The organism is Streptomyces sp. NBC_00443 (assembly GCF_036014175.1).
Lineage (GTDB): Bacteria > Actinomycetota > Actinomycetes > Streptomycetales > Streptomycetaceae > Streptomyces.
The window spans coordinates 5,110,193-5,136,116 of record NZ_CP107917.1; the positions used below are offsets into that span (position 1 = coordinate 5,110,193).

24 protein-coding genes are annotated in these 25,924 nt (G+C 70.3%); 11 read left to right on the top strand and 13 right to left on the bottom strand.

From position 1 onward, the window contains the following. Window positions 1–61 precede the first annotated feature (61 nt). The 3 genes from OHO27_RS23225 (at window position 62) to OHO27_RS23235 (ending at window position 3,495) form a co-directional block, all read left to right on the top strand. Complete coding sequence (locus OHO27_RS23225; RefSeq protein ID WP_328426905.1) at window positions 62–1,672, top strand: substrate-binding domain-containing protein; 1,611 nt, start codon at window positions 62–64, stop codon at window positions 1,670–1,672. Window positions 1,673–1,747: 75 nt separating this feature from the next. Next, entirely contained in the window at window positions 1,748–2,758 is a 1,011-nt protein-coding gene (locus OHO27_RS23230) for an HAAS signaling domain-containing protein (protein WP_328426906.1), read from the top strand. A gap of 92 nt (window positions 2,759–2,850) precedes the next feature. Beyond that, complete coding sequence (locus tag OHO27_RS23235; RefSeq protein ID WP_328426907.1) at window positions 2,851–3,495, top strand: HAD family hydrolase; 645 nt, start codon at window positions 2,851–2,853, stop codon at window positions 3,493–3,495. Here the strand turns inward: OHO27_RS23235 and OHO27_RS23240 are convergent. Then, complete coding sequence (locus OHO27_RS23240) at window positions 3,471–3,722, bottom strand: hypothetical protein (RefSeq protein WP_328426908.1); 252 nt, start codon at window positions 3,720–3,722, stop codon at window positions 3,471–3,473. The genes OHO27_RS23235 and OHO27_RS23240 overlap by 25 nt on opposite strands. A 165-nt stretch (window positions 3,723–3,887) precedes the next feature. Here OHO27_RS23240 and OHO27_RS23245 point away from each other — a divergent pair, with 165 nt between their 5' ends. Then, window positions 3,888–4,271 carry a cold-shock protein gene (locus tag OHO27_RS23245; RefSeq protein WP_328426909.1) on the top strand — a complete coding sequence of 128 codons (384 nt, stop codon included), beginning with the start codon at window positions 3,888–3,890 and terminating at the stop codon, window positions 4,269–4,271. Window positions 4,272–4,384: 113 nt separating this feature from the next. On the opposite strand, the gene OHO27_RS23250 is transcribed toward OHO27_RS23245, so the two are convergent. The 4 genes from OHO27_RS23250 to OHO27_RS23265 form a co-directional block, all read right to left on the bottom strand. Beyond that, window positions 4,385–5,245 carry a 1,4-dihydroxy-6-naphthoate synthase gene (locus tag OHO27_RS23250; RefSeq protein ID WP_328426910.1) on the bottom strand — a complete coding sequence of 287 codons (861 nt, stop codon included), beginning with the start codon at window positions 5,243–5,245 and terminating at the stop codon, window positions 4,385–4,387. Continuing rightward, a complete protein-coding gene (locus OHO27_RS23255) occupies window positions 5,235–5,963 on the bottom strand; it encodes a futalosine hydrolase (protein WP_328430516.1) in 729 nt (242 codons plus the stop codon). Before OHO27_RS23255 ends, OHO27_RS23250 begins: the two co-directional genes overlap by 11 nt. A gap of 14 nt (window positions 5,964–5,977) precedes the next feature. Then, window positions 5,978–6,475, bottom strand: coding sequence for a DUF2771 domain-containing protein (locus OHO27_RS23260; protein WP_328426911.1), 498 nt, complete (start codon window positions 6,473–6,475; stop codon window positions 5,978–5,980). A 79-nt stretch (window positions 6,476–6,554) separates the two neighbouring features. After that, window positions 6,555–7,982 (bottom strand): MFS transporter, encoded by a 1,428-nt coding sequence (locus OHO27_RS23265; RefSeq protein ID WP_328426912.1) that lies wholly within the window; start codon window positions 7,980–7,982, stop codon window positions 6,555–6,557. A gap of 324 nt (window positions 7,983–8,306) precedes the next feature. Between OHO27_RS23265 and OHO27_RS23270 the strand changes: the two genes are divergently transcribed. Next, window positions 8,307–9,233, top strand: coding sequence for a DUF3027 domain-containing protein (locus tag OHO27_RS23270; RefSeq protein WP_328426913.1), 927 nt, complete (start codon window positions 8,307–8,309; stop codon window positions 9,231–9,233). A 43-nt stretch (window positions 9,234–9,276) separates the two neighbouring features. Here the strand turns inward: OHO27_RS23270 and OHO27_RS23275 are convergent, their stop codons facing one another. The 3 genes from OHO27_RS23275 to OHO27_RS23285 all read right to left on the bottom strand — a co-directional run bounded on the left by OHO27_RS23275 (window position 9,277) and on the right by OHO27_RS23285 (window position 11,513). Further along, on the bottom strand, window positions 9,277–9,825 hold the full coding sequence (locus tag OHO27_RS23275; RefSeq protein WP_443059712.1) for a Uma2 family endonuclease: 549 nt from the start codon (window positions 9,823–9,825) through the stop codon (window positions 9,277–9,279). Between the two features lie 166 nt (window positions 9,826–9,991). Further along, window positions 9,992–10,840: a helix-turn-helix domain-containing protein gene (locus OHO27_RS23280; protein WP_328426915.1), complete on the bottom strand. Its 849-nt coding sequence runs from the start codon at window positions 10,838–10,840 to the stop codon at window positions 9,992–9,994. 199 nt (window positions 10,841–11,039) lie between these two features. After that, on the bottom strand, window positions 11,040–11,513 hold the full coding sequence (locus OHO27_RS23285) for an ATP-binding protein (protein ID WP_328426916.1): 474 nt from the start codon (window positions 11,511–11,513) through the stop codon (window positions 11,040–11,042). A 156-nt stretch (window positions 11,514–11,669) separates the two neighbouring features. On the opposite strand from OHO27_RS23285, the gene OHO27_RS23290 reads away from it, so the two are divergent. Both OHO27_RS23290 and OHO27_RS23295 read left to right on the top strand, forming a co-directional pair. Further along, entirely contained in the window at window positions 11,670–12,545 is an 876-nt protein-coding gene (locus tag OHO27_RS23290) for a helix-turn-helix domain-containing protein (protein ID WP_328426917.1), read from the top strand. After that, window positions 12,542–12,760 carry a DUF397 domain-containing protein gene (locus OHO27_RS23295; RefSeq protein ID WP_328426918.1) on the top strand — a complete coding sequence of 73 codons (219 nt, stop codon included), beginning with the start codon at window positions 12,542–12,544 and terminating at the stop codon, window positions 12,758–12,760. The genes OHO27_RS23290 and OHO27_RS23295 overlap by 4 nt, the downstream gene beginning before the upstream one ends. 15 nt (window positions 12,761–12,775) lie before the next feature. Here the strand turns inward: OHO27_RS23295 and OHO27_RS23300 are convergent. Together OHO27_RS23300 and OHO27_RS23305 are read right to left on the bottom strand one after the other, a co-directional pair. Continuing rightward, window positions 12,776–13,706 (bottom strand): IS5 family transposase gene (locus tag OHO27_RS23300; RefSeq protein ID WP_443059576.1). Its coding sequence is split into 2 segments (ribosomal slippage): window positions 12,776–13,327 and window positions 13,329–13,706, totalling 930 coding nucleotides; the frame shifts between segments, so codons are not numbered across the junction. Between the two features lie 53 nt (window positions 13,707–13,759). Next, window positions 13,760–13,975 carry a hypothetical protein gene (locus OHO27_RS23305; protein WP_328426919.1) on the bottom strand — a complete coding sequence of 72 codons (216 nt, stop codon included), beginning with the start codon at window positions 13,973–13,975 and terminating at the stop codon, window positions 13,760–13,762. A gap of 139 nt (window positions 13,976–14,114) precedes the next feature. Between OHO27_RS23305 and OHO27_RS23310 the strand changes: the two genes are divergently transcribed. Further along, window positions 14,115–14,846, top strand: coding sequence for a DUF7873 family protein (locus OHO27_RS23310; protein WP_328426920.1), 732 nt, complete (start codon window positions 14,115–14,117; stop codon window positions 14,844–14,846). A 512-nt stretch (window positions 14,847–15,358) separates the two neighbouring features. Here the strand turns inward: OHO27_RS23310 and OHO27_RS23315 are convergent. Together OHO27_RS23315 and OHO27_RS23320 are read right to left on the bottom strand one after the other, a co-directional pair. Beyond that, window positions 15,359–15,844, bottom strand: coding sequence for a hypothetical protein (locus OHO27_RS23315; protein WP_328426921.1), 486 nt, complete (start codon window positions 15,842–15,844; stop codon window positions 15,359–15,361). 7 nt (window positions 15,845–15,851) lie between these two features. Then, on the bottom strand, window positions 15,852–17,969 hold the full coding sequence (locus tag OHO27_RS23320) for a PrsW family glutamic-type intramembrane protease (protein WP_328426922.1): 2,118 nt from the start codon (window positions 17,967–17,969) through the stop codon (window positions 15,852–15,854). A gap of 197 nt (window positions 17,970–18,166) precedes the next feature. Here OHO27_RS23320 and OHO27_RS23325 point away from each other — a divergent pair, with 197 nt between their 5' ends. The 3 genes from OHO27_RS23325 (at window position 18,167) to OHO27_RS23335 (ending at window position 23,388) form a co-directional block, all read left to right on the top strand. Continuing rightward, entirely contained in the window at window positions 18,167–21,304 is a 3,138-nt protein-coding gene (locus OHO27_RS23325; protein ID WP_328426923.1) for a sacsin N-terminal ATP-binding-like domain-containing protein, read from the top strand. A gap of 189 nt (window positions 21,305–21,493) precedes the next feature. Then, a complete protein-coding gene (locus OHO27_RS23330; protein ID WP_328426924.1) occupies window positions 21,494–22,273 on the top strand; it encodes a calcium-binding protein in 780 nt (259 codons plus the stop codon). 194 nt (window positions 22,274–22,467) lie between these two features. Further along, on the top strand, window positions 22,468–23,388 hold the full coding sequence (locus OHO27_RS23335; RefSeq protein WP_328426925.1) for a hypothetical protein: 921 nt from the start codon (window positions 22,468–22,470) through the stop codon (window positions 23,386–23,388). Window positions 23,389–23,485: 97 nt separating this feature from the next. Here OHO27_RS23335 and OHO27_RS23340 read toward each other — a convergent pair whose 3' ends face one another. Next, window positions 23,486–25,882 carry a cation-translocating P-type ATPase gene (locus OHO27_RS23340; protein WP_328426926.1) on the bottom strand — a complete coding sequence of 799 codons (2,397 nt, stop codon included), beginning with the start codon at window positions 25,880–25,882 and terminating at the stop codon, window positions 23,486–23,488. Between the last annotated feature and the right edge of the window lie 42 nt (window positions 25,883–25,924).

The window sequence follows — 25,924 nt, forward strand, 5'->3', positions numbered from 1 at the left end:
CTCGTCACCCTGGGCTCCCGGTCAACTACTTCACGGCTCAATGGAATTGGGGGTTCCAGCGGTGAGCGAGCAGGTCGAGCAGTGGATCGCGATCCTGAGTCTGACGTTCCCCGTTGCGGCGTTCCTGTGGGAGTTCGCCATCGTCGGCCGCAAGCGGCTGGGCTACCGGGTGCAGATGGACACCCTCGCCGCGGACGACACGGAGTCCGAGCACGCCGAGATCCTGGAGCGGTTGCAGCGAGACGGCCACCGGCTGAAGGACCCCTCCTTCGTCCTGCTGCGCATCGAGAACGCGGGATCCGCCCCCATCGAGGCCAGTGACTACCTGACCGACGAGAACGACCCCAGCGGCATATGGGTCACCTTCCGCCGCCGGCAGGTCGCGGGGCTGGTGGTCACCGAGCTGAGCCAGCGCGAGCTGCGCCGCTTCTTCCGGCGCGGGGCCCCGGGCTTCGGCTTCCGCAACAACCCGGCCAGGCGCGAGGGTGTCATCGAACTGCCGAAGGTGAAGCTGCCCCGGGGCGCCGAGTACAAGGTGCTGGTGATCCTGGAGAGCTGGCAGGGCGACGACAGTGCCGACCCCTTCCCCAAGCCGGACATCGTCGGCGCGGTCGGCACCGACCGGCGCTGGTTCGACCCGCTGGTGAAGGTGTTCCGGTTCAAGCTGGCCAGGACCGAGAGCCATCTGTTCGCCTCCAGGCCGGCCTGGTTCGCCATCGCGTTCCTGACGGCGGCGGTGGCCCTCCAGGCCTTCTTCACGCTGTTCCTACGCGAGGACCGCAGGCCCCCGCTGGACTGCGTCGGCGGCACCCTCCGCCTGCACGGCTCCACCGCCTTCGCGCCCGCCGTGCGGGCCGCCGCCGAGGACTACCTCAAGCGGTGCGAGGGGGCGGGCGTGTCGATTCCGCTGGCCGACGACACCTTCAAGGGCAGCACCGACGGTGTGACCGACCTGGACCAGGCAGGCAAGAACGCCAAGATCCAGGTCGGCGACGGCCTTGCCGACCACATCGCGTTCACCGACGGCCTCGCCTCCGACGGCCACCCGCGGCTGGTCCCCAAGCCCGTCGCCTTCTCCGTGTTCACCCTCGTCGTCAACAAGGACGCGGGCGTGGAGAACCTGAGGCTGGCCCAGATCCGCGACATCTTCGCCGGCCGGGTGACGAACTGGTCCCAGGTGGGCGGCAACGACGTCCCCGTCCACCTGATCAACCGCGACCCCGGCTCCGGCACCCGCAGCACCCTCGTCGCCAAGGTCCTGGACGGCAGGGAACCGCCCCAGTTCACCGTGACCGACTGCGCGGCCCTGAAGTCCGGCCAGTACGGCCGCTGCGAGGTCACCAGCACGGACACCATGCTGAACACCAGCGCTTCGACGCCCGGCGCGATCGGCTACAGCGAGGCCACGGGAGTCGCCGGCCACAAGGCCGCCGACCGGCTCGCCAAGCTGAAGATCGACGGCAGGGAACCCACGGCCGAAGGCGTCGAGGACACCAACTACCCCTACTGGCAGACCGAGTTCGCCTACACCTACGGCGATGCACCGGCCGGCTCCGTCGCGGCGGCCTTTCTGAACTTCCTGACCCAGCAGAGCGGTCGCGACATCCTGCACGAGCACGGCCACGGCCTGTGCTCCGAGGCGCAGGACGCGGGGGAGTGCCGGCCGGTCTGACCCGCACCGCACACCCTGCGCTGCGCTAACGTCGTCCCCACGGGGCTTCAGCACACCCACCCCGGAGGGGACTTCGTGGGGATCGAGAGCGACCAGGTCGTCTACGAGTATCTGAGCCGCGTCGGTGACGTGGCTCAGCAGCGTCAGCTGCCGTCGGCCACCCGCATGCGTCTGGTCAACGAGTTGCGGGGCGAGATCGACCGGCGCCGTGCCAAGGCCGCCGTCGACAGCCCCGCCGCCGTCCGCCGCATCATCGCCCGGCTCGGCAGCCCGGACGAGATCGTCGCGGCCGCCGGGGGTGGCGCCCCCGCACCGCGGGGACCGGTCACCTCCGTGCCCGTACAGCCGGAGGGCCGGGACGAGCACGCCGAGGAGGAGCGCCCCAAGGGCCTGCGCCGGCTCGTGCCGCGCCCACGGCCCGCGCAGGCCCCGACGGCACCCGACGACGCGCCTCCGCCGCCCCACCTCGCGAGCACGGCCGACCTCGGGGGCAGCGCGCTCCAGCCGGACTGGTGGCGGGTGGACAGCAGCGCCTTCGGGCTCGCCGACGACGTCCCCGGCTTCGTCGGCGGCGTCGAGATCCCGGAGATGCTCAGGCGCCCGCCCTCCAAGGAGCAGGAGGAGGCGCGGCTCCGCAAGAAGGAACCCGTCGAGGAGCCCGAGGAGGCCGTTGAGGAGGCCGACGACGCGGACGCCGCCGCCCCCCGTCGCCGCCGCCTCTTCCCGCGGCGCCCGACCCTCCCCGCCAGCCGCTGGAGCAACCCCCTCCTGCTGCTTTCCGCCGCCCTACTCGTCGCCGGCGCCGTCCTCGGCAACCTCATCGTCCTGCTGCTCGGCTGGCTCATCGCCTGGGGCTCCCGGCGCCTGAGCGACGCCGAGACCAAGTGGGCGGTCGTGATCCTGCCCGGCCTCGCCCTCACGGCCGGCGTCGCCTGGCTGTGGGGCCGCACCGACGGCCGCTGGGGCGACCCCATCGCCGAGGGCCACATGAACGCCGCCCTCTCGGACACCTGGCCCTGGGTGCTGCGCGGGGCGGCGGTGGCGTCGGCGCTGTTCATCGTCTGGCGGTCACAGCGGGAGAGGTAGGAGCGGGAGAGGTAGGCGTCCGCGAGGTGTGGGCGCCACATGGATGCAGGTCACACCCACCCGGTGTCTGCCCTACCCCCGGCCTGGGCACAATGGCGCATATGGCCTCCTCGACCCTGCCCCCGCTCACCGTCGGCTTCGACCTGGACATGACCCTCATCGACTCCCGCCCCGGCATCCACGCCTGCTACACGGCGCTGGCCGAGCGCACGGGGACGTACATAGACGCCGACCTGGCGATCACACGGCTCGGGCCGCCGCTGGAGGAGGAGCTGGTCAACTGGTTCCCGGCGGAGCAGGTCCCGGCCATCGCCGACCAATACCGCGCGATGTACCCGACGATCGCCATCGCCGCGACCCCCGCCCTGCCGGGCGCGCGTGAGGCGATCGCCGCCGTACGGGCCGTCGGCGGGCGCGCGATCGTCGTCACCGCCAAGTACGAGCCGAACGCCAAGCTGCACCTGGAGCACCTCGGCATCGAGCCGGACGCGGTGATCGGCAATCTCTGGGCCGAGCAGAAGGCGGTGGCCCTGCGCGAGCACGACGCGGGCGTCTACGTCGGCGATCACGAGGGCGACGTACGCGCCGCCCGCGCGGCCGACGCCCTGTCGGTCACGGTGGCCACGGGGCCGTTCAGCACGGATCAGCTGGGCGCGCTCGGCGCGGACGTGGTCCTCACGGACCTGACGGAGTTCCCGGGCTGGCTCGCCCGCTACCTCGAAGCGCCCCGCGCCTGACGCCGTCCGGCCGCGACCGACTGCAGCACGCCGGCACCGGCGACGAGGAATCCGACGCCCATCAACATGCTCAGTCCGAACATGTAGGTCGGAAATGGCGTCGTACCGAGCAAAAACGGGGCCACCGTGACCAGAGTGGCCACGGCACCGATGAAGAACAGGGCCGCACCGGCACGGATCAGTCGGTCTCCGGGAGCGGCGGAATTCGTTTGGGTTTTGTCACGCACCGGACCAGGGTAGTTCCCTGCGCGAAGGAACAACCGGGCGACGTCTTGTCACCGGCTCCGGGAGCATTAGCCTTGGTAGCGGCGGGTCATGGTCGACCCGCTGTAGTGCTATCAAGAGCCGTTTTCAGAAGCAGTTTTCCGACAAGTACGAGGACGAGGACAGACGTGCCTACCGGCAAGGTCAAGTGGTTCAACAGCGAGAAGGGCTTCGGCTTTCTCTCCCGCGACGACGGCGGTGACGTCTTCGTCCATTCCTCGGTCCTCCCCGCCGGAGTCGACGTACTCAAGCCGGGACAGCGAGTGGAGTTCGGGGTGGTCGCCGGACAGCGCGGTGACCAGGCCCTCTCGGTCACCATCCTCGACCCGACCCCCTCGGTCGCGGCGGCCCAGCGCAAGAAGCCGGACGAACTGGCTTCCATCGTCCAGGATCTGACGACCCTCCTCGAAAACATCACGCCGATGCTGGAGCGGGGCCGCTACCCCGAGAAGACCGCCGGCAAGAAGATCGCCGGCCTCCTCCGCGCGGTCGCCGACCAGCTCGACGTATAGCGCTTGCGCCCCCCGGGAACTCCCGGGGGGAATCCAGCGCATCCCGGCCGAGGGGCGGCACCAGCCCCTCGGCCGCCGCACGTGTCAGCAGGCCCCGCACGGCCGGGTGAGGTTCAGGGGAACGACAGCGCTTCGGGCCCGAGTGCGGGTGTGAGCCCCTCCGCTGCCGCGCGTGTCAGCAGCCCCCGCACGGCCGCGTAGCCGTCGTCGCCGAGGTCGGCCGTGAACTCGTTGACGTACAGGCCGATGTGCTGTTCGGCGACGGCCGGGTTCATCTCCTGGGCGTGCTCCATGACGTAGCCGCGGGAGGCTTCCGGGTCGTCCCAGGCGGCCCGTACGGAAGTGCGGATGGAGTCGGCCAGGAGCGTCAGCCGCTGCGCGCCCAGGGAGCGCTTGGCGATGATCGCACCCAGCGGGATGGGCAGCCCCGTGGTGGCCTCCCAGTGCTCGCCCATGTCCGCGAGCTTGTGCAGCCCGTAGTTCTGGTACGTGAAGCGCGCCTCGTGGATGACGAGCCCCGCGTCGACCTTCCCGTCCCGCACGGCGGGCATGATCTCGTGGAACGGCATGACCACGATCTCACCCACCCCGGCGGGCAGGGTGTCGGCGGCCCACAGGCGGAACAGCAGATACGCCGTCGACTTCTCGCTCGGCACCGCGACCGTACGGCCGCTGAGGTCCACGTCCGGCTCGCGAGTCAGCACCAGCGGGCCGCAGCCCCGGCCCAGCGCGCCCCCGCAGGGCAGCAGGGCGTACTCGTCGAGGACGTACGGCAGCACGGCGTACGACACCTTCAGCACGTCGAACTCGCCGCGCTCGGCCATGCCGTTGGTGATGTCGATGTCCGCGAAGGTGACGTCGAGCGCAGGGGCGCCGGGCACCCGGTCGTGGGCGAGGGCGTCGAAGACGAAGGTGTCGTTCGGGCAGGGCGAGTACGCGATCCGCAGGGGCTGTCGCTGCTGTTCACCGGTCATGTGGTTGCCAACTCTCCAGGACGGGCGTGAGCTTCCCGAAAGCCTCGGTGAGGGCCGCCAGCGCGTCGCCGATGCGCCAGGCGGCACGGTCGCGCGGGCCGACGGGGTTGGAGACCGCGCGCAGCTCCAGCACCGGCGTGCCGTGCGCGGCGGCGGCCTCGGCGACGCCGAAGCCCTCCATCGCCTCGGCCAGGGCGGTGGGGTGGCGCTCGCGCAGCCGCGCGGCGCGGACGGCGGTGCCGGTCACGGTGGAGACGGTGAGGACGGCGCCGGTTCGGGCGCCGGTGGCGGCCGCCGTTTCCCGTACGAGTGCTTCGGGCGGACGGTGGGTGACGGTGCCGAAGCCCAGCTCGGTGACGGGCAGGAAGCCGTCGGGGGTCTCGGCGCCCAGGTCGGCGGCGGTGATCTCGTCGGCGACGACGAGGGAGCCGACGGGGGCGTGGGGCGCGAAGCCGCCGGCGATGCCGGTGGAGACGACCAGGCCGTAGGGCGCGCCGTCGCGGGCGGCCGTGGTGAGGGCCGACGCGGTGGTGGCCGCGGCCCGGGCAGGGCCCACGCCGACGGCGACGAAATCGATGACCGGCCGGCCGCGACCGGCCTCGGCGGGCGCCGGGCCGGCGGACCCCAGCAGCACCCGCCCCTCGTCCGCGGCTGCCGCGAACGCCCGGGCCACCGCGTCCCTCTCCACGGGGACGGCGGTGGCCACCAGCACGTGCAGCCCAGCGGCAGGGATCAGCTGTCCTTCTCGAGCTTGAAGGACCACAGACCCGTCACGTCCTGCTCGCCCTCCTTGATGGAGACCAGCGTGGAATCGCCGCTCGCGCCGTACTGGGCGTTGAAGAACACGCTGCCCGGGACGGTGCGGTACGTCTTCTTGCTGGAGTCGGTGAGCGGCTGGCCGTTCATGAGGATCGTCCAGCCCTCGTCCGCGATCTCCGGGTCGACACCGAAGCGCACGGTCGCGTCCGGGTCCACCTTGATGGACTCGATGCCCTTGTCTTTCAGGCAGCCGGCCAGGTCGGCGGTCTTCACTGCCTCGCCCTCGCCGCCGCAGGTGGCCTGCGAGTGCACGGAGGAGGAGCCGACGGTGACCGTGGCCAGCGGCGTCGGCTTGTCGCAGGCCGACAGGACGAGCAGTCCGGCGGAAACGGCGCCGGCTGCGGCGAGCGCACGGCGGCGCCGCACAACGCGGAGTACATCAGCGGCTTCGCCGCGGGGCAGCGTGGTCATGGGCGAAGGTTATCGGGCGCGTGTGACGCTCTCTCTACGCGGGGGGCGGCGTGCCGTGGGCCGGGCCGGCGGACGCGGCTCAGGTCACGCGCGAGTGGCTGTGCCCGCCGTGCCGTGCCGAGCCGATCAGGCCCTTGATGGTGGTCCGCCAGCCGAGCGCGACGATCGTCGCGCCGACCAGCAGGCCCAGGGAGCCCTCCAGCGGCAGCACGATGCCGATCGCGCCGCCGAGCACCCAGGAGACCTGCAGCAGCGTCTCGGAGCGCGCGAACGCCGACGTACGGACCAGTTCGGGCACGTCCCGCTGGATCAGCGCGTCTAGGGACAGCTTGGCCAGCGCCTGGGCGAACCCGGCGGTCGCCGCGAGGAACGCCACCAGGATCGCGCCGAAGAAGATCGCGGCGGTGATCGCCGCGAGGAGTACGAAGCCCACCACCGTCACGATGATGATCTCTGGCGCCCGGGAGCGCAGCCATGCGCCGACCGCGGTACCGCAGGCGTTCCCGACCCCGGCCGAGACGGCCACTATGCCCAGCGACACGGCCGCGCTCTGGCCGGACATCGGGTGCTCGCGCAGCAGGAACGCGAGGAAGAAGATCAGGAAGCCGGAGAGGCAGCGCAGGGCGGCGTTGGCGCCGAGGGCGTGGGTGACGGCGATGCCGACGGTGCGCAGCCCCGGGCGCTTGACCGGCCGGCGGTGCGGCCCGTGCAGATGCTGCTCGTCGGCCGCCAGCAGCGCGGTGTCCTCGCCCTTGGCCGAGTCGACCTTCGGCGGCAGGGTGAAGGACAGGATCGTGCCCGCGACGAAGATCACGAAGGCGCCGTAGAGCGGGTAGCGCGGCCCGAGCGCCTGGAGCCCGGCGCCGATGGGGGCGGCGATGCCGGTCGCGAGGAGGCCGCCGAGGGTGACTCTGGAGTTGGCCTTCACCAGGGAGAAGCGCGGTGGCAGGAGCCGGGGGACCACGGCGCTTCTGACGACGCCGTAGGCCTTGGAGGCGACCAGGACGCCGAGCGCGGCCGGATACAGCTCGATGCTGCCGGTGGCGACGGCCCCGGCCAGCACCAGCGCGAGCATCGCCCGGGCGAACATCGCGCCGGCCATCGCGGCGCGGCGGCCGTGCGGGATGCGGTCGAGGAGGGGGCCGATCACGGGCGCGAGGACCGTGAAGGGCGCCATGGTGATGCCGAGGTAGAGCGCGACCCGGCCGCGGGCCTCGTCGGTGGGGACGGAGAAGAAGACGGTGGAGGCGAGGGCGACGGTGATCATCATGTCCCCGGCGCCGTTCACCGCGTGCAGTTCGATCAGTTTGCCCAGGCCGGACTCGCCGGCGCCGTGCGCGTGGGTGGCCTTGCGGATGCCGCGTGCCGGGCCGGTGAACGGGAAGTGCAGGGCACGGCCCAGCGCGCGGAGGGAGCCGCGCTTCCGGCCCGTTCCGCCACCTCGATCACGGCCGCCCTTGGCGCCACCGATGCCGGTGGCTCCTTGGGGCTGCCTCGCGGTTGCCACGACGCAATAGTGCCCCGAGATGGGGGTGGGTAGTGCGGTTACGGCGCGTATGGAGGGCAGGGACTCGGATTGGCACGGGGCAACTGACGGCCCGGTGGCAAGGGTTCCGCCACCCGCCGCGCACGGTGAAAGGGCCGTCGGTGTAGGCCCAGCGCCCGCGAGCAGGTAGCGTGCGTATCTCAGCCATCCCGCACAATGGATGACGTAGGTGCGCCCGAGCGTGATTCGGACGCGGACGTCGACGCGGCCCACAGGTCCGCTCCGTCTGCCCCATCGCCTCGAGGCACCGCACCCGAGAGACGGCGTAGGAGAGAAGCGATACCTGTGAGCGCAGCGACAACGCGAAGCCGCACCCCCGACCGTCTGTGCGCCGAGGCGGTCGACCTCGCCCGCAGTGCCGCCGAGGAGGCCGCCGCGCCCGGCGTGGTGGGCGAGCACGCGAGTCTGGTCTCCGAGGGCGACCGGGTTGTCACGCACTTCTTCGAGTGCAAGGAGCTCGGGTACCGCGGCTGGCGCTGGGCGGTGACGGTGGCCCGCGCCTCCCGCGCGAAGGTCGTCACGCTCGACGAGGTGGTCCTCCTGCCGGGCCCGGACGCCCTCCTCGCGCCCGAGTGGGTGCCGTGGAGCGAGCGCCTGCGCCCCGGCGACATGGGCCCGGGCGACCTGCTCCCCACGGACGCCGAGGACCTCCGCCTGGAGCCCGGCTACACCGGCGAGGACGAACCGGGACCGAACTCGCCGGTCTCGCACGAGATGGCCGAACTGGTCGAGGCGGAGGACGCGGACGTCACCGCGACCGCCCCCGCGAACCTGCCGGCGGCGCCCTCCCGCGGCTCGATCGCCGCCGTCGCCGAGGAACTCGGCATGCGCCGCGCCCGGGTCCTGTCCCGCTACGGCCTGCACGTCGCCGCGGACCGCTGGGAGGAGGGGTACGGCGCCAAGACCCCCATGGCCCAGGCGGCCCCGGCCTCCTGCGTCACCTGCGGCTTCCTGGCCCCGATCGGCGGCTCCCTCGGCCAGGCCTTCGGGGTCTGCGCCAACGAGTTCTCACCGGCCGACGGCCGCGTGGTGTCCCTGACGTACGGCTGCGGCGGCCACTCCGAGGCCGCGGTCATGCCCAAGCCCCCGCGCCCGGCTCCGCCGGTGATCGACGAGACCCGCGTGGACCCCTTCCCGCTGCGCCCGGCGCCGGACTCGGGGTCGGTGTCGGTGGGGGCGGACGGGGACTCGGGGGAGCTGGGGCACTCGTAGTACGCGGTGACGAGCCGGCGACGGCTTCTCTTCCCGGCCGAGGTCAGGGCACGAGGTTCTTGAGGTCGATGTCCGTCGGGAAGGGGACGGCGGCCTTCAGACGCTCACGGTGGATTCCGGTGGCCACGTACGTGCCGGTCATGGTGTCGAGTTCGTAGGTGTGGACGGTGGGTGCGCCGGCCTCGTCCTCGACGCGCCAGAAATGGGGGATCCTGGCCTGTGCGTACTTGAAGGGCTTCAGGGACCGGTCGCGGTCCGCGGACTCCTCCGAGACGACCTCGATGACCAGGGCGACGTCGGCGGGCGCGTACCAGGTGCGGTCGGGGTCGTAGGGGGCGGTGGTGACCAGGATGTCGGGCTCCGGGCGGCTCTTTTTGTCGAGCCGGACGGTCATCTCGCGCTCCGTCTCGAAGCCCTCGGGCGCCGCTTGCCTGAGCGCGAAGGTCAGGTTCTCCACCAGCCGGGAGTGCCACGACCGCTGCGGCGACATCATGAAGATCAGGGCTCCGTCGATGAGTTCGGTGTGCCGCGGTGCTTGAGGAAGGTGGTCGAGGTCGTCCGCTTCCCAGCCGCTCGGCCTGGGCGGGATCATCCAGTCGGGAAGTTCGGCGGTCACGGCTTCCTCCAGGCGCTTCAACGGAGCGGCGGTCAGGGGCCCTGATCCGGGGTCATGGACACGGCCCGAACACCTGGCGTCAGCGTAGTTGACGTCGTCACTCGACGAGCGGCGCCTGATGCGTGCCCCGGCCGGAGCGGGCTCAGGCGGCGGTGGCAAGGGGAGTGCTTCGGCAGTCACGGCAGAGTCCTGGGGTGGGTGAGCGGAAGGCGCGGTCGCAGTCTTCGCAGGTCTGGAAGGGGTGCCGGAGAGGTGGCCGTGGTGCCGGGGCGCGGAACGGGGGCGGTGCCGGCAGCTGGGCGGTCAGGCGGTGGGCCAGCAGGGCTGCCGGGCGGCACAGGGGCTCGGGTGGCAGGTCGGCGGTCAGGGTGTGGCGTACGGCGGTGGGACCGACGTCGCGCTCCAGCCAGGCGGCGACGCCGGGCACCAGGTGGGCCGTGTCCTGCTCGCTGAGCAGCAGGCGGGTGTCGTGGCGGCGGAGGTCCGCGAGTAGCTCCGTGGCAGTCTGGAGGAGCGCGGGAGCCGGGTAGGCGGGCTGCGGTACGGCCGGGAGGGGCTTGCGGGGTCCCGGGGTTCGCTTCTTCCGGGTCGGCGCGGCCTGGTGGTCCTGCGTACGGCGGTGACCTGGCTGGTTGCAGGAGACCGTGCGGGTGACGATGCGGCCGGCGGGAGTGCGTTGGCGTTCGCGGCGCAGGTAGCCGTGGGTCTCCAGCTCGCGCAGGGCGGCGGCGATACGGGTCGTGCCCTCGGGGAAGCGGGCGGCGAGGGTCTTGATGTCGACGCGGGCGCCTGCCGGGAGCGACTGGATGTAGACGCCGAGTCCGATAGCGAGACCCGAAAGCTCCGGGTGCTGGGCGAGGTGGTTGCCGATCACCGTGAAGCGGGCGGTGTGGCGGGCGTTGTCGTGGATCAGTCCGCCCGCGTGGGGGTGGTTTTTGCCCGCGATACGGGACTGGGCGCGCGGGGGCGCGCTAGGGTTTTGGGTGTCCATCGGGAAGGTCGTTTCTTCCTTGGTGGTCAGGCCCTCGCACTGGGATTGCCGTCCCGGCGAGGGCCGTCGTATGTCTGCGGTTGTGTTGCGGCGAGCGTAAGGCAGGCAACCTGCCCCGAATCCAGCCGAGTTGGTGATGTTCACCCGGTTGGGTGAGTTTGCGCCCTGGGCGGGAGGGGTGGGGCTTGGTGAGGTTCTTTCACTGGTTTGTTCCTTGAGGGAGACCGCCCGTGCCACCGGAGAACGGGTTTCCGGGTTCCGGTGAAAGGGCGACTTCGGCCCAGACCGTCTTGCGTGGAGGCAGCCCCGGTGAGGTGCCCCAGCGGTCGGCCAACGCCTCGACGATGGTGAGTCCGCGGCCGGACTCCGCGTCAGGGGTGGGGTTTTGAGTGCGTGGGAGTCGGTCGCCACAGGTGTCGGTGACTTCGATACGGAGGGTGCCGCCGACGACGTACAGGAGCAGCAGGAAGTCCCGGCCGGGGACGCGGCCGTGCGTGACCGCGTTGGTGGCCAGCTCGGCCACGAGGTGCGCCGCCGGGTCCAGCGGCAGGCCCCAGCTGCGGAGTTGTTCGGTGGCGAGGAGTCGGGCGAGGCGGGCGCCGCGTGGCGTGGGAGAGAGCTGCACGCTGAAGTTGCGGACGTGGGTGGTGAGTTCGGGGGATTTCTGCGTCACGTCACTCAGCGTGGTGGTGCGTGCTTACGGTGAACAGTGACTCGGCGGGTGCGTACGGTGACTGTCCGGAGCTTGTCCGGTGGTGTCCGGGCTGTCGGGACGTTGAGTGCGGGTAGGGCGCTGCTGCACCAGGGCGGTACGACGGAGGGGTACGGCATGACGGTCGAGGCGGACACCGGGCGGCTCAAGACGGAGGCGGACGAGCCGGGTTGGGAGGTGGATCCGGACGACGAGTGGGGGATCGCGGTCATCGCGACCGTCGGACGGCAACTAAAGCTGCGGCGTGAGGCCGTGGGGATGCGGGCCGCCGAGTTCGGGGAGGCGGTGGGGTACGGGGAGGACCTGGTCTACAAGATTGAGGGTGGGAAGCGGATTCCTCGGCAGGAGTATCTGGTCAAGGCGGATGAGGTGTTGGGGGCGGGTGGGCTTGTCGCGGCGACGTGGGAGGACGTGAAGAAGGTCCGGTACCCGAAGAAGGTGCGGGCGCTGGGGGAGATGGAGGCCAAGGCGGTCGAGCTCCAGCTCTACGATCCGCTCAACGTTCATGGCCTGTTGCAGACGCCGGAGTACGCGCGGGGGCTTCTCTTGATGCGACGCCCCGCGTACACAGAGGATGAGGTGGAGCGGTTCATCGCAGCGCGTGTGGCCCGCAAGGCCGTGTTCGAGCGGGGCCCAGTGCCTGAACTCAGCTTCGTCCTGGAGGAGTGGACGCTGCGACGTCCGCTCGGAGGCAGGGTGGCGTTGCGTCGCCAGCTTGAGCATCTGCTGGAAGTAGGGCAGTTGAGGAATGTCGAGCTTCAGGTCATGCCGATGGATCGCGAGGAGCACGCTGGGCTGGCCGGTGGGATCGAGGTGCTGAAGTTCGAGGACGGCTCGGCCGTGGGGCGTTCGCCGGCTGTGGCCAACGGCCGCCCGGTCACGGAGCCCAAGCAGCTCCGTATCCTTGAGCTGCGGTATGGCATCATCCGGGCGCAGGCTCTCACGCCACGTGAGTCGACGGTCTTCATCGAACAACTGCTGGGGGAAACATGATCCGCAACGCCTCGGCCGGGGACGCCTCCGAGCTGGCGTGGTTCAAGAGCAGCTACAGCAGCAGTAGCGAGGGCGACTCCTGCGTCGAGATCGCGGTAGCCCCCCGCACCATCCACGTCCGCGACTCCAAGTACCGCAACACCAGCCCCCGCCTCGCCCTCGCCCCGCAGGCCTGGGCCGACTTCGTGTCGTACGCGGCCGGCTCCCGTACCTAGGACTTGTCCGGTCGATCATGTGCGGAGCCAGATGACGAGGGCCGCGGCGGTGGCGGTGCCGAGGTAGACGTAGCCGCGCTTGTCGTATCGAGTGGCGACGGCTCGGGCGTTCTTGAGCCGGTTGATGGCCCGTTCGACGGTGTTGCGTTTCTTGTAGCGCTCTTTGTCGAAGGCGGGTGGTCGGCCGCCGTGTGAGCCTTTGCGCAGGCGGGCGGACTGGCTGTCGACCTTCTCGGGGATGGTGTGCCGGATGCCGCGTTGTCGCAGGTAGTTGCGGATAGGCCCGTTGCTGTAGGCCTTGTCGGCGGCGAGGCTGTCCGGCTTCTTGCGGGGCCTGCCCGGCCCGAGACGGGGGACGCGAATCTTCTGCAGCACGGGCTTGAACTGCGTGCAGTCCGCCCGCTGTCCCGGCGTAACGACCAGGGACAGCGGGCGGCAGCGGCCGTCCGCGCTCAGGTGGAGCTTGGTGGTGAACCCGCCGCGCGAGCGGCCCAGGCCCTCACCTCCAGCACCACCTCCACCAGGCGGGCGATGAGACTCTGCCATGGCATCTCGTCCTGACGTTCTCGCGGTTCGTCCCCCTTGGGGCGAGGGCTGGCGGAGGATCGGTGGGGGCGCCGGCCGCATGCTGGTGGGCACGGACGACGGTGGAGTCGACCGAGATGTCCCAGTCGATCTCACCCGCCGCGTCGGCCTCGGCTTGGACCTGCCGGAGGAGACGTTCCCAGGTGCCGTCGGCCGACCACAGCCGGTGACGTTCGTAGACCGTCTTCCACGGCCCGAACCGTTCGGGCAGGTCACGCCACTGCACACCGGTCCGCACCCGGTGCAGAATCCCGTCGATCACCTGCCGGTGATCCCGCCACCTGCCACAACGCCTGTTGCTGACCGGCAGGAACGGCCGCAACCGTTCCCACTCGGCATCCGTGAGATCACCCCGCCCCATGTCCACACCAACGACCCGGGTTCGGACCAGTCACATGATCGGCCGGACAAGTCCTAGCTGCGGCGGGCGCGGCGGATCAGCCAGGAGGCCGTGAGGTACAGCGTGGTGACTCCCGCCCAGAGTGCCAGGAACTGGACCGCGAGGAGCCTGTCACCATCGCTCCAGATGATCGCGGTCACCCCCGGACCGCCGATCCACCAGAGGAACAGGATGATCGCGAGGACCCCCCAGGCCAGTTCGCCGAGGGTCTCCTTGATCAAGTCCAGCATTGTGCGGCACTCCCGTGCGGATGAGATGTCTGCATGATCAACCGCACAGCAGGCTCTCACGCCTTGTGAGTCACCTGAAAAGCGAGTGCACGCGTTCGAGCCGGTGGGATACGTTCCTGCCTGTTCGAAGGGGGAACTCGTGGCGAAGCTGAATCAGATCATCGCTGTCGAAAAGGGTGTCAAGAGCAAGTCGCTCCAGGACATCACCGCGGCGCACCACAAGGTACAGAAGCCCGCGCTGCTGGCCGGTATCTCGCGTACGTACCAGCCGAAGGACGAGGAGGGCGAGCAACTGCCGCCTGAGTCCACGCGCGTGCAGGTGCAGGCGGAGGACGTGCTGCGGGAGATGTCCGCGTCGCTGACCCGGCTGTTCGACGTGACCGCCACGAAGGACTGGGCCAACTGCTCGGCACGCGCCGACGTCACGGTCGACGGGCGGACGGTCGTCGCCGACGTTCCGGTCAGCTACCTCCTCTTCCTGGAGAAGCAGCTCACCGACCTGCACACCTTCGTGAAAAAGCTTCCCACGCTCGACGCCGCCGAGTCCTGGTCCCCCGACCCGTCCACGGACTGGTGGAAGACGGACCCGGTCCGCACGATCCGTACGAAGAAGGTTCCGCGCAACCACGTGAAGGCGGAGGCGACGGAGAAGCACCCGGCGCAGGTCGAGGTGTACTACGAGGACGTGCCCATCGGGTACTGGACGACCGTGAAGTTCTCCGGGGCCCTTCCGGCGCGGCGGGTCAACGAACTGGTGGAGCGGGTCGAGAAGCTCCAGCAGGCCGTGAAGTTCGCCCGCGAGGAGGCCAACGGCGCCGAGGTCACCGATCAGCGGGTCGGCGACGCGGTGTTCGGCTACCTGTTCGGCTGACGCCGATCACGGGTAGCCTCCATGATCGCCCCCGCGTGCGAGCGCGGGGGTGCGCAACAGGCGCGGGCCGGGATTGAGGCCCGGTTCGCGTGATGAGCGCAAGCTGACACTGAAGTTCAGCCTGAAAGACGCGGTGACAGTGAAGGTTCGAGTCCTTCCCCCGGCACTACGACACCCATCCGGGCCGGGGTAGCCCAACATGGCAGAGGCAGCCGCGATCAATCTCAGACTCTCGCTCCAGTCTCAGCATTGCCGCCGATCGCCGGATCGACCGAGGCCGGACGAACGCCGTCGGATGCGAGTTCGAATCTCGCCTGCACCTTTTGCGTGGTGCGGTAGTTCAAAGGAAGAACACGACGGCATGATGACTGATCCGACCTCTTAAACGCCGCCGGCGTGCGCAATTGGGTGGCATCCCCAGGGGCCCGGGAGCTGGATACGACTCCCGGGCTCCGCCACGTTCCGGCCCGCCGAGAAGGAGTTCCGCGCCGTGGGCCACCGCCGGAATGACTCTAGCGTTCGCGTCTGCTCAATGAGGAGTAAGCGCCGAAATCGGGAACCGGCTCCCAGTTGGCGGAAACATCGACTCCATCACGGTTCTCCACGCATTCGCCACTCTCGTCCTCGATCGCGCGCTGGATGACGCCGCCAGTGGTGAATTCATATGTCTCAGTGCGGTCCGCGTCTGCGTACCCGCCTCGCTCCCGAGAATCGCCATAACTGTACGAGGTCGCTGTCTCCAGAAAGAAGGAGCCGTCGATGAGCGTGAATGTGTAGTCCAGTGTGTCGCGGCCGTATTCGTCCATGAAGATGACCGAGGCGTAGCCGGTCTCCAGTCGCATTTCCACCCGCAGGGCCGGTGCGGACTGTCCGGCGGAGGCGGCGACTGCGGTGTACAACTCGCCCTTGTCGTGCCGGGCTTGAGCCTGCTCGGGCGTCAAGGGATTTATGGGCGTTTCGGCGAGGTTGTTCCACTGCTCGCAGTAGGTCCAGATCATGACTGGTTCAGCCCGTCCCCTTCGGTAGCCGGTAGACGAAACCCTGTACGTCTCGGATTATTACGCCGTGGTTCGCTGCTTCCCTCAGTGCCCATTCTGGCACAGGATGCGACTGGACGGGGACTTCCAGATAGTACTTACCCTTCAGGGGTTTCCCGATCAACTGCGGATATTCTGCACGCGCTTTTGGCGTGTCCGGTATTTTCGTTCCTGCCTTGTACTTCTGATTGATCTCTCGCAGATAGTCCTTGAATGAATCTGGCTTGATCTTCGCTATCTGCGTCTGTTTGCGGGAAACGATCTCTTTCCCGGGGCGATACGAGTCGAGGTATTTTCCGTTTTCTAGGTAGACCTCGTTGGCCGGGTAACGCGGCCAGTTCTGCCTGTTGAATTGCCGCCCCGCCTTCCACTTGTCACGCAGCCACTGCGGGACGCCGTCGCTCTTGCCGCCGCCCGGATCACTCGCACCCGTTCCCCCGGCACCGACCGACATCAGCACGACGCCCGCCGTACCCAGCACCCCGGCACTGAGCGCCGCCTCGGCCGTGAGCGCGCCGATCATCCCGCCTCCGGCCAGCGCGAAGCCGCCCGGTGGGAACAGGGCCAGCAGCGAGAGCAGGAGGAGGGCGAAGCCGAGGTAGACCAGGAAGGTGTCCAGGGCGTCGAGGAGGTGGAGCGTGCGGATGGTTCTGCCGTCGGGGCCCGCGTCGCCGAGGCCGCGCGACAGGAGGAGGACGCCGGTCGTGGCCGCCCCCAGTGCCGTTCCGAGGCGGAAGCGGTGGGCCGCCAGCACTTCCCCCAGGGGCTGTGCCGACGCCAGTCGCCAGGTGCGGAGGAGGGTGACCAGCTGGTACGCGATCCAGGCCAGGGCGGCAACGCCGAAGCCCATGAGGATCTTCGGCCCCGCACCGGTACTGAAGTACTCCTGGAGGCCGGCGGTGGAGGTGAACGAGCCGACGCCCAGGAACAGCAGCGCCGGGAGCATGAGCACGCACGGGATCAGCAGCAGCAGCCACCGGTTCCGGGTACGCCGGGCCGCTCGGGTGGCCTTCAGCCAGGCGCGGATGTTCAGCGACTGCCAGGCACGCCCGTTGTCGGACGCGTCCATCCGGGCGGTGATCCCGGCGACCACTCGACGTAGGTCCCTCGTTTCGCCGGGCGGCGTCGGCTCGGCGGCTGCGTACAGCAAGGAGCGCCGCAGCCTGACGTAACGAAGGACGAGCAGCAGGCTCCACGGCAGACGCCAGGCCGCATACCGCAGCAGAGCTCCCAGGCTGTCGCCGTCGGCACGTTCGGACGCGAGGAGTACGTCGGGCATGGCGCCCTTGGCGCGGTGGAGCCGGCGCAGGTCCGCGGCCATGGCGATGGCCAGGCACACGAGTGGCGCGGCCCATGCCAGCTCGTTCAGGGACTCCAGCCATTCCCTGGTCCCGGCGGCATGCTCCTGCACCGCGTAGTTGTTCACCGTGTGGTGGGCGGCGGCAGCGGCGATCGGGAGGATCGACAGCAGGCGTATCCAGCCGTGCGCGCGCCACAGCAGCCCGACCCCGAAGCCGGCCATGGCCGTGAACACCAGGTGCGTGAACGTTTCCGTGGCAGCAGGGCCGCCCAGGTTCAGTTGGCTGAACGGGGCCGGGAGCCACGACGTGAGCACCTGTCCCAGGCCCGGCACATACGGCGGGGACAGGCTGTCGGGGACGATCCAGCCCTCGCCGCGGGTGATCGCCCGGTCCGCGTCCAGGCCGAACCGGAGAACCGCCTCCAGCAGCCCGAAACCCGCCCCGAGAGCCGCGCCCACCACGGTGCAGTCGGTCAGCCCCCACTGGCGGCGGACCCGCATGCTCAGCCCCGCCAGCAGCAGCGGGGAAACCTTGAGTAACTCCTCCACCCAAGGAGCGACCGTGTAGCTGGTGGTGTTCACCACCGTCACCAGCGACCGGCCCGACTGCTCCGCGTAGACACGGGTATAGGCGAACTCCACCAACGCCGTCGCCACGCCGCACCCGTACACGCCCACCGCGAGCGCCAGCAGCACGGTCGACAGGCGCACCGAACGCGTCGGTGAGGAAATCGCGAAAAGTTGCAGTACGCCCCAGACGGCCGCCACCGCCATCACCAACGTCACGCCAGGCCCCCGATGCACCGGAACAACATTCGATTCGCGATAGTGAACGCGATGCTAGGCAGTTGACCGCCGGTGCGGCAAGGGAGTTGTGAGACGGCAGTCGCGTGAGCCGGCCGGGACGGTCGGCACGCGCGTCCCGGCGGCGCGGGCAGGCGGCGCGCACACTTCCCATGAGCGGTACCTTCATCATCACGCCGATGAGGAGAGTCAACGTGAGCAAGTTCGTGCGGCCTGCGGCCGAGGGCGCCGACCCCTTCGGTACGGCCCGTCTGCGTCGCGGCGTGCTGGATGCCTGGGCGACCAGTCCGGCCCGTTTCCGGGAGGACGCCAACGCCGAGGAGGACCTCGTCCTCGGCGGGTACCGGGACCGGCTCGTCGTCGAGCTCGCTCAGAACGCCGCCGACGCCGCCGCCAGGGCGGGAGTGCCCGGAAAGCTCCGGCTCACCCTCCGCGAGGGTGTTCTCGTCGCCGCCAACACCGGTGCTGCGCTGGACGCGGGCGGTGTCGAGTCGCTGGCCACCCTGCGCGCCTCCGCCAAGCGGGACTCGGCCTCCGTCGGCCGGTTCGGTGTCGGCTTCGCGTCCGTGATCGCGGTCACCGACGAACCCGCCGTCGTCGGGCGGCACGGCGGTGTCCGGTGGTCCCTCGCCGAGGCCCGTGAACTGGCCCGGGAGACCGCGGCACACAGCCCGGGGCTCGGGGACGAGATCCGGCGGCGGGACGGACATGTGCCGCTGCTGCGCCTGCCGTTCGCCGCCGAGGGCACCGCCCCGGACCCCTACGACACGGTCGTCATCCTCCCTCTGCGCGACACCGCCGCGGCCGACCTCGCCGAGCGGCTGCTGCACTCCGTCGACGACGCCCTGCTCCTCGCCCTGCCCGGGCTGGAGGAGGTCGTGATCGAGGTCGGCGATGCCGAGCCGCGCACCCTGCGCCGTGGAGCCGACGGACCCTTCACCGTCGTGGAGGACTCCGCCAACGGCGTCACCCACTGGCGTACGGCCGCCGCCCACGGCCCGCTCACGCCCGAACTGCTCGCCGACCGCCCGGTCGAGGAGCGGCTGCGCCCCCACTGGTCGCTCACCTGGGCCGTCCCGGTCAACGCCGCCGACAGCACGCCCGCCCGGCCCCGCACCGCCCCCGTCGTCCACGCGCCGACGCCCAGCGACGAGGCCCTCGGCGTCCCCGCCCTCCTCATCGCCTCCTTCCCCCTCGACACCACCCGCCGGCACGCCGCCCCCGGCCCGCTCACCGACTTCCTCGTGCAGCGGGCGGCGGACGCGTACGCCGAACTGCTCGCCGACTGGCGCCCGGTGAGCGACGGCATCATCGGCCTCGTGCCCGGCCCGCTCGGCAAGGGCGAACTCGACGGCGCCCTGCGCCAGGCCATCCTGGAGCGCCTGCCCCGCACGTCGTTCCTGCCGCCCGCCGTCCAGCCGCAGGAGCAGGACTCCGAGCTGCCCGAGTCCCTGCGGCCCCGGGACGCCGAAGTGGTCGAAGGCGCCGGCGCCGACACCGTGCACGTCCTCGCCGAGGTACTGCCCACCCTCCTCCCCGCCGGGCTCGAACGGCGCGTGGAGCTGCGGACGTTGGGCGTCACCCGGGTCCCGCTGACCGACGCGGTCGACCGCCTCGCCGGGCTGGAGAAGGAGCCGGGCTGGTGGCGGCGGCTCTACGACAGCCTCGCCGGGGTCGACCCGGACCGGCTGTCCGGCCTGCCCGTGCCGCTGGCCGACGGGCGCACCACCATCGGCCCCCGGCAGATCCTGCTCCCCACCTCCGACGGCGCCCCCGTCGACCCGGAGATCCTGGCCCGCCTCGGCCTGAAGGTCGCCCACCCGGACGCCGCGCACCCGCTCCTGGAGAAGCTCGGCGCCCTGCCGGCCACGCCCCGCGCGGTCCTCACCACGCCCCAGGTGCGCGCCGCGGTCGCCGCCTCCCTGGACGACGACGGCGCGCTGAGCTGGGAGGAGGACACGCCCGACGCCGAGGAACTGGCCGACACCGTCCTCGCCCTCGTGCGCGAAGCGGGCCTGGAGCCCGGTGACGAGCCGTGGCTCGGCGCCCTCGCGCTGCCCGACGAGGAGGGCGAGCCCGCGCCCGCCGGTGAACTCGTCCTCCCCGGCAGCCCCTTCCACCAGGTCATGCGGGACGGCGAACTCGCCACCGTGGACGCCGAACTGGCCGAGAAGTGGGGCGAGCAGCCCCTCGCGGCCTGTGGTGTCCTCGCGAACTTCGCCCTCGTGCGCGCCACGGACGTCGTCCTCGACCCGGACGAACTGGAGCCGCGCGAGGGCGACTTCGCCGAGCCCGACGACCCGGGTCTGCTGGACGCCGTGGACGTCTGGAGCGAGGACATCCTCGACCGCTTCCCGGACACGCCGGTACCGCCGGTCGCCACCGAGCTGATCGCCGTACGCGACCTGGACCTGGTGGACGACGACAAGTGGCCCCAGGCCCTCGCCCTGCTCGCCCGGCCGCCCCTGCGGGACGCGCTGACCCAGCAGGTGCGGATCCTGCTGCCCGACGGCACGCACGAGGTCGTACGGCCGTACACCGCCTGGTGGCTGCGCGGTCACCCGGTGCTGGACGGCCGCCGCCCGGCCGGGCTCCTCGCCTCCGGCGGCGATCCGCTGCTGCGCGGCCTGTACGACGAGGCCGACGCGACCGGCTTCGAGGACGAACAGGTGCTGCGGGCCCTCGGGGTGCGTACCTCCGTCGCCGCGCTGCTGGACGAGCCGGGCGGCGGCGCCGAGCTGCTCGACCGCCTCGCCGACCCGGACCGCCGCGTCACCTCCGCCCAGCTGCACGCCCTGTACGGCGCCCTGGCCGACCTCGACCCCGACCAGGTGACCCTGCCGGACGAGCTGCGGGCCGTGATCGACGGGCGGGTCGAGGTGGTGGACGCGGCGGACGCGGTGGTCGTGGACTCACCCGACCTGCTGCCGTTCACGGAGGGCGTGCCGCTGCTTCCCGTACGGCCTTCGCGCGCCGCCGAGCTGGCCGAGCTGTTCCAGGTGCGGCGGCTGAGCGAGTCCGTCACCGGCGACGTGGACTCCGAGGGCACCGAGCATGACGTACCGGAGCCGGTACGGGTGCTGCTCGGGGCGCGGACGCCCCGGTCGTACGTCGAGCACGAGGAACTCGTCGTCGACGGCGTGGAGATCGACTGGCGCCACACGAACGACGGCACCCTGCACGCCTCGACCCTGGAGGGCGTCGCCGCGGGGCTCGCCTGGGCGGCGGGGCAGTGGCCGCGACGGTTCGAGGTGGCGGCACTGCTGGAGGATCCGTCCCGGACGGAGGAGCTGGCTCGGGACCGGTGGTTCGACTGAGGGGCGCCTCCCTCCGGCTGATCTTGAAATTTCTCGCACAAATTTCTCACGAGTCGTACAACCTTTCGTACGCGTCGCGAATCTGATCACGGGAGTCAACGGACTCTCTGATCACTTGGGCCCCGTACGCAGCCACGAGCCGCTGGGTGTGACCGGGCGGGGCCCCTTTGCAACGTGGGGAAACAACACATGCGCATGCGTGCCACCCTCGGCGTCGTCACCGGCGCCCTGGCCCTTTCCGCTCTTGCCGTGCCGGCCGCCCAGGCCGACGAGGTCGAGGGCGACACGGCGATCTCGAACGTCGTGGTGAACGGTGGCAAGGCGGCGGTCGTCGGGTCGACCGCGAAGAAGACCATCACCGTGTCCTTCACCGTCAAGGACAACTCGGGCGTCGACTGGGCCCAGGCGATCCTGTTCCACGGCGCGAACATCGACAGCTCCGACTCCGGTGCCGTGGCCAACAGCAGCGACGGTCGCGCCAAGTGCACGGTGGTCAACTCGACGACGTCGAACTGCAAGTCCACCTTCGACCTCAAGCCGGGCTACAACCTGATCAACAAGGTGGCCGGCACCTGGAAGGTCTGGGCGATCGCGGCGGGCAACGACGCCGACTACGTCCAGAAGGACAACGCCAAGAGCTTCCAGGTCCAGCGCGCCTCCAAGCTGACGGTCAACGCCTCGCCGGAGCCGGTGAAGAAGGGCAAGACCATCACGGTCACCGGCAAGCTGACCCGCGCCAACTGGGAGTCCGGCACCTACTCGGGCTACGCCACGCAGTCCGTGAAGCTGCAGTTCCGCAAGAAGAGCAGCAGCACCTACAGCACCGTCAAGACCATCAAGACCAACTCGAAGGGCGACCTGAAGACCACGGTCACCGCGTCGCAGGACGGCTACTTCCGTTACGGCTTCGCGGGCACGTCGACCACCCCGGCGGTCAACGCCACGGGTGACTTCGTCGACGTGCGGTGAAAGCGGGCAATCGCCCCGCGTTCACTCAGCGTCAGTAACGCTTACGCAACATCCACACCAGCGGCACAACCCTCCACTCGTGCCGCATATCTGATCTTGTGAGCCAACAGGCTCCAACGATCACTCGGCCCCGGTGTGATCGCGAGACACGGTGCTCGGCGATCCACCGGGGCCCTTCTCCACGTGGAGAACGCATGCGCATACGAGCCACTGTGGCCGCCGTCTCCGGCGCCCTGGCCCTCTCCGCCCTCGCCGTGCCGGCCGCGCAGGCCGACGACGCCGTGAGCCGTGCGGACGTCGCGAAGATCCGTGAGGCCGCGCACGCCGCGTCCGGCAAGAGCGCGTTCGGTACCCGCGCCCCCGGAGAGGACGAGCCGTACGCCCTGAACGTCACCTTCTCCGACTTCAAGGTCGCCAAGGCGGTCAAGGTCGGGACGACCAACCACGTCTCCGCCAAGGTGACGTACAAGCTGACCCACGGTGCGGACCTCGACATCACCGCCGAGGACTTCTACACCGACCCGTACATCTACAAGGGCGCCTTCGACGCGCCGGACAACATGCTGTTCGGCAACAACTACGGCAAGTGCACGCCGGCTTCGTCGACCACCGCCAACTGCACCGGCACGATCGACGTGTACCCGGCTGACGGCGAGCTGTGGAACGCGGACGCGGGCAGCTGGAAGGCCGGCGCGATGGCCATCGCGCTCAACGGTCAGGACCCCTCGGCCGAGACCTTCGACATCACCAAGGTCGGATACGCCGACAAGGGCGGCCTCGCCACCACCCTGATCCAGCGCAACTCCCAGCTGACGGTCAACGCCTCGCCGGAGCCGGTGAAGAAGGGCAAGACCATCACGGTCACCGGCAAGCTCTCCCGGGCCAACTGGGAGGACAACAAGTACCACGGCTACACGAACCAGTCGGTGAAGCTGCAGTTCCGCAAGAAGGGCAGCAACACCTACAGCACCGTCAAGACGATCAAGTCGAACTCGACGGGCAACCTGAAGACGACGGTCACCGCGTCGCAGGACGGCTACTTCCGCTACATCTTCGCGGGCACGAGCACGACCCCGGCGGTCAACGCCACGGGTGACTTCGTCGACGTCCGTTAGGACACCCCCAGGGGTGCGGGGAACCGCGCGACCAGCCACAACGGTCGCGCGGTGACCTACGGCGTCATCCCTCCCCGGCCGGAGCCGAGCGCAGCGGCTAGGCCGGGAAGCGGCGGTCGACCCACCTCCAGGCGACCTCCAGGGTGAGGGCGGCCACCGCCGAGATGCCCACCGCGATCCACGGCATCGTCATGCCCACCAGCCGCAGCGCGAAGAACTCCTGCAGCCACGGCACCACCAGCACCACCAGGAATCCGAGCCCCATCGCCGCCACGAGGGCGACCCGCCACCACGTGTAAGGCCGGGCGATGATGATCAGCACCCACATCGCGATCAGGAACAGCGTCAGCGTGGCGGCGCTGGTCTCCGCGTCCAGGGCGCCCTCGCCGGTGTAGTAGTGACGGGCGATCAGGTACGTCAGGAACGTCGCCACCGCGGCCACCACCCCGCCCGGTATCGAGTACCGCATGACCCGCCGTACGAAGTGGGGTTTCGCGCGTTCCTTGTTGGGCGCGAGGGCCAGGAAGAAGGCGGGGACGCCGATGGTGAGGGTGGACAGCAGCGTCAGATGGCGCGGCAGGAACGGGTACTCCACCTGCCAGCACACCACCATCAGCGCCAGTAGCACCGAATAGACGGTCTTGACCAGGAACAGCGTCGCCACGCGCGTGATGTTGCCGATGACCCGACGCCCTTCGGCGACCACCGACGGCAGCGTCGCGAAGCTGTTGTTGAGCAGCACGATCTGCGCGACCGCGCGCGTGGCCTCCGACCCGGAGCCCATGGCCACACCGATGTCGGCGTCCTTCAGGGCGAGGACGTCGTTCACACCGTCGCCGGTCATGGCGACCGTGTGCCCGTGGGACTGCAGCGCGCCCACCATGTCCCGCTTCTGCTGCGGGGTGACCCGCCCGAACACCGTGCCCTCGTCGAGGGCCGTAGCCATCGCGTCCTGGTCCCGCGGGAGCCGGCGCGCATCGACCGTCGTACCGGCCAGCCCGAGCTTGGTCGCCACCGCGCCCACGGACACCGCGTTGTCCCCGGAGATCACCTTGGCGCGGACGTTCTGCTCGGCGAAGTAGTGCAGGGTGTCGGCGGCGTCGGGCCGCAGCCGCTGTTCCAGTACCACCAGGGCGGCGGGCTTGGCTCCCTGCGCGACCTCGGGATCGTCGAGGTCGCGGCCGACCCGGGCGAGCAGCAGGACCCGTAGCCCCTGTTCGTTCAGCCGGTCCGTTTCGGCCAGGGCGGGATCGTCGTCGCCGAGCAGGACGTCGGGTGCGCCCAGCAGCCACGAACTGGCCTCGCCGTTGCCCTCGCTGAAGGCGGCGCCGCTGTACTTGCGGGCGGAGGAGAAGGGGAGGGACTCGGTGCAGCGCCAGTCATCGGCGTCGGGGTAGGCGTCGATGATGGCCTGGAGGGAGGCGTTCGGGCGGGGGTCGGACTCGCCGAGGGCGCCCAGCACCTTGCGTACGTACTCCTCGTCGTTGCCGCCCAGGGGCCGCAGCTCGGTGACGTCCATGCCGCCCTCGGTGAGCGTGCCGGTCTTGTCGAGGCAGACGGTGTCGACGCGGGCGAGGCCCTCTATGGCGGGCAGTTCCTGCACGAGGCACTGTTTGCGGCCGAGCCGGATGACGCCGATGGCGAAGGCGACCGAGGTGAGGAGCACCAGCCCCTCGGGGACCATCGGCACGATGCCGCCGACGGTCCGGGCGATCGAGTCGTCGAGCGCGTTGTCCTTGGCGACGAGCTGGGTGATGATCAGGCCGGTCGCGGCCGGGATCATCATCCAGGTCACGTACTTGAGGATGGTGGAGATACCGGAGCGCAGCTCGGACTGGACCAGCGTGAAGCGGGACGCCTCCTCGGCGAGCTGCGCGGCGTAGGCCTCGCGCCCGACCTTGGTGGCCTGGAAGGCGCCGCCCCCGGCGACGACGAAGCTGCCGGACAGCACCTGGTCCCCGGGCTGCTTGACGACCGGGTCTGCCTCGCCGGTGAGCAGCGACTCGTCGATCTCCAGCCCGTCGGCCTCGACGCACACACCGTCCACGACGGCCTTGTCGCCCGGCCCGATCTCTATCAGGTCGTCGAGCACGATCTCCGAGGTGCTGACCTCGCCGGCCACCCCGTCGCGCCGCACGGTGGGCCGGGCCTCGCCGATCACGGCGAGCGAGTCGAGGGTCTTCTTCGCCCGCCACTCCTGGACGATCCCGATGCCGGTGTTGGCGAGGATCACGAAGCCGAACAGGCTGTCCTGGATGGGCGCGACGAACAGCATGATCACCCAGAGCACGCCGATGATCGCGTTGAAGCGGGTGAACACGTTGGCGCGGACGATGTCGGTCATCGACCGGCTGCTGCGCACCGGAACGTCGTTGACCTCCCGCCGGGCGACCCGCTCGGCCACCTCGGCGGCGGTCAGCCCGCCCGTCGCCACCGGGGCGCGAACGGGGTGCACAGGGTTGTCCACTTCGGCGCCCATGTCGGTATGCGTCATGCCTTCGACGGTACGTGCGGATCTACGCCTTCACCCGCCGAG

Coding starts and splice junctions, on each gene's coding strand:
- OHO27_RS23235 (WP_328426907.1), top strand. CDS start 2,851: ATGGCGCATATGGCCTCCTCGACCCTGCCCCCGCTCACCGTCGGCTTC.
- OHO27_RS23250 (WP_328426910.1), bottom strand. CDS start 5,245: ATGACCGGTGAACAGCAGCGACAGCCCCTGCGGATCGCGTACTCGCCC.
- OHO27_RS23260 (WP_328426911.1), bottom strand. CDS start 6,475: ATGACCACGCTGCCCCGCGGCGAAGCCGCTGATGTACTCCGCGTTGTG.
- OHO27_RS23275 (WP_443059712.1), bottom strand. CDS start 9,825: ATGATCCCGCCCAGGCCGAGCGGCTGGGAAGCGGACGACCTCGACCAC.
- OHO27_RS23280 (WP_328426915.1), bottom strand. CDS start 10,840: ATGGACACCCAAAACCCTAGCGCGCCCCCGCGCGCCCAGTCCCGTATC.
- OHO27_RS23290 (WP_328426917.1), top strand. CDS start 11,670: ATGACGGTCGAGGCGGACACCGGGCGGCTCAAGACGGAGGCGGACGAG.
- OHO27_RS23295 (WP_328426918.1), top strand. CDS start 12,542: ATGATCCGCAACGCCTCGGCCGGGGACGCCTCCGAGCTGGCGTGGTTC.
- OHO27_RS23305 (WP_328426919.1), bottom strand. CDS start 13,975: ATGCTGGACTTGATCAAGGAGACCCTCGGCGAACTGGCCTGGGGGGTC.
- OHO27_RS23315 (WP_328426921.1), bottom strand. CDS start 15,844: ATGATCTGGACCTACTGCGAGCAGTGGAACAACCTCGCCGAAACGCCC.
- OHO27_RS23325 (WP_328426923.1), top strand. CDS start 18,167: ATGAGGAGAGTCAACGTGAGCAAGTTCGTGCGGCCTGCGGCCGAGGGC.
- OHO27_RS23330 (WP_328426924.1), top strand. CDS start 21,494: ATGCGCATGCGTGCCACCCTCGGCGTCGTCACCGGCGCCCTGGCCCTT.
- OHO27_RS23335 (WP_328426925.1), top strand. CDS start 22,468: ATGCGCATACGAGCCACTGTGGCCGCCGTCTCCGGCGCCCTGGCCCTC.
- OHO27_RS23340 (WP_328426926.1), bottom strand. CDS start 25,882: ATGACGCATACCGACATGGGCGCCGAAGTGGACAACCCTGTGCACCCC.